General features: G+C 64.8%; 2 protein-coding genes. Both read left to right on the top strand.

Annotated elements, in window-relative coordinates; translation table 11 throughout:
- Nucleotides 1-2,062 (top strand): DUF3560 domain-containing protein (locus NCR35_RS29640; RefSeq protein ID WP_250537444.1); only part of this gene is annotated, 2,062 nt, incomplete at its 5' end.
- Nucleotides 2,063-2,115: 53 nt separating this feature from the next.
- On the top strand, nucleotides 2,116-2,337 hold the full coding sequence (locus tag NCR35_RS29635) for a hypothetical protein (protein WP_033537241.1): 222 nt from the start codon (nucleotides 2,116-2,118) through the stop codon (nucleotides 2,335-2,337).
- Nucleotides 2,338-2,730: the final 393 nt, after the last annotated feature.

Genomic DNA, 2,730 nt, shown 5'->3' with positions numbered 1-2,730 from the left:
CGACGAACTCAGGGGAACGGCGGCAGCTGCGAAGCGCAGCCCGCCAACTCGGCAGAACAACTTTTACGCCGGGACTCCGAATCTAGGGTCCCGGTCAGCTACCAACCCGTCAGGAGAAAACTGTATGTCCAACTTCAGCGCTACCTACTCGCCGGAAGACAACAAGCTGCGTTTGTACTCGCCGCACCGCCTCGACGAGGCGCTTTATCAGCGCGTGAGCAGCGAAGGGTTCCGATTCGCGCCGAAACAGGATCTTTTCGTGGCGCCGATGTGGACACCGTCCCGCGAGGATCTGCTGCTGGAGTTGTGCGGCGAGATCGGCGACGAAGACACCAGTCTTGTCGACCGCGCCGAGGAACGCGCGGACCGCTTCGATGGTTACAGCGAGAACCGCGCGCGCGAAGGCGATGCAGCGTATTCGAACGTCCAGAGCATCACCGAGCATATCCCGCTCGGTCAGCCCATCTTGGTTGGCCACCATAGCGAGCGCCGCGCGCGGCGTGACGCCGAACGCATCGAGGCCGGGATGCGTCGCGCCGTGAACGCGTGGGAGACGTCCGAATACTGGACGCGTCGCGCCAAGGGCGCACTGGCGCACGCGAAATACAAGGAACGCCCGGACGTTCGCCATCGTCGCATCAAGGGGCTGGAGTCGGACCGCCGCAAGTACCAGAAAGAGATCGACAACGCGCAAAAATTTACGAAACTGTGGAGCAAGCCAGAGCTCACCCACGAGCAGGCGAAAGCGATTGCTGGCTATGACCATCTCTATTTCAAGGTGGACGGACAGGTCACGTCGCTTTACACGATGCTGTGCGCCGAGGGAGCCGACATCGAGCAGTTGCGCGACAGGGCGCTCAAGGCGCACGCGCGCACGATCGCTTTTTATGGTCGCTGGATTGCGCACGTCGATAACCGTCTGGCGTACGAGCGCGCGATGCTCGGCGAGGCCGGCGGCATCGCGGCCGACAAATTCGACATTGCTGTTGGCGGCCGTGTGCTGGTCCGCGATGAATGGCTGGTCGTGCATCGCGTGAACAAGGCAGGCGGGCGCATCAATAGCCTGACTACGTCGTCGCCGCGCGTCGTCTCGTGGAGCAGCCGGTGGAAGGTCGCGATTGAAGAGGTCAAAGACTACCGCGCACCCGATCCCGTCGACGCGGCCGCAGTCGCCCAAAAGGCGAAGCTCGCGCCGTTGGTCAATTACCCGGGCGAGGGCTTTGTCGAGATGACCAATGACGAATGGAAGAAGCGAAACGAAGACGGCAAGAGCATCCGCAAGATCGCCGCAACGGCCGAGCACGGCGCGTACCGCGTGCGCCGCGCGCTTGTTTCAGATGCAGGGTATGCGCTGAAACAGGTTTTCATTACCGACGCGAAACGCGTAGAGCGTCCCGCGCCGGCGAGCGCCGCGCCCGTCGAAATCGAGCGACAGGCGGAACCGAGCGCGACGATCCAACCGAGCCCCGCGCAAGTGCCGGAGGACGACGACCGAGGCGCGAAGCTTCGACAGCTGCGCGACCAGCTGCGCGAAGGTGTGCAAGTTGTGAGCGCGCCGCAACTGTTCCCGACTCCCGCCGAGACTGCCGGGCGCATGGTGGACGAAGCAGACATACAGCCGGGCGAACACGTCGGAGAATTCAGCGCGGGAACGGGGCGGATTCTGTCGGCTGTCTCCGAGGCTATCGACTTTTCCCAGATCCAGGTTACCGCCGTCGAAATCAACCAGGGGCTCGCGCGCGCGCTTGAGGCACGCTATCCTGCCGCGCGCGTGCTGAACGCGGATTTCATGGAATGCGGCCCGGAGTTGGGCGCGTTCGACAAGATCATCATTAATCCGCCGTTTGCAAACGGTCAGGACATCGCGCATATTTCGCGCGCGCTCGGGTTTTTGAAACCGGGCGGGCGACTTGTCGCGATCTGCGCGAACGGTCCGAGACAGCAGGAGAAATTGCGGCCGCTGGTCGAGGAACACGGCGGACTGTGGGAGGAGCTGCCCGACGGCGCTTTCGAGGAGTCCGGCACGCGCGTTAGAACCGTGCTGCTGACGCTCGAGCTGTAACGGATGCGCGGCCACGTCGCAAGACGTGGCCGAATACGAGGAGACCAAGAACGATGAAAAAGATTTGCCGCTTTGCCGTTGGCGTCACACTGTGCACCGCGTGTGCCGCGCTGACTGCCTGCGCAGACCAGCCGCCGCCGCTTACCGGCAAGCCTGCGACGATTCGCATATACGAGCCCAAGACCCCGCCAGGGTTCGCGGCGCCGGGGGAGTTCAGCCTGTCGCCGGACGGAAAGATCACGATCAACCAGCGCGAGACGAAACCCGCCCCGTGACGCAGCGCACGAAACATCGACGCCGGCCGCGAGCCGGCGTTTTCACATGCGCAGCAGGGCATCGCTATCGAGCCGGGCCGCTGCACCCTGCGCGCCGGTCCGCTGCGCAGCCCGTCACGCAAGCTGCGATCTCGCGGCCCGGTGACCGGACGACTCCGCTCTTGGGGCCGCGCCGCGTCCCGCGGACTTGCCCCGGCGCGAGCCATCCCCTCCAGCCTCGCCGCGCTCCTGACGTCGCACCGCTCGGATAGCGCGCTCGCCGCGCGGGGCGTCCTGCCTCGTGCGTGAGCTGCTGCTGCCGACACCTGCCGTTCCCCTGGTTCGCCGTCCAGTACCCGCGACCTTAGCTCAGGCCTTTGCCGCGTCAAGGCGCGCGGGGCCGTGTCAGTCGCT

The organism is Caballeronia sp. AZ10_KS36, from assembly GCF_023631105.1.
Lineage (GTDB): Bacteria > Pseudomonadota > Gammaproteobacteria > Burkholderiales > Burkholderiaceae > Caballeronia.
This window is presented reverse-complemented; position numbering and strand designations above follow the sequence as displayed.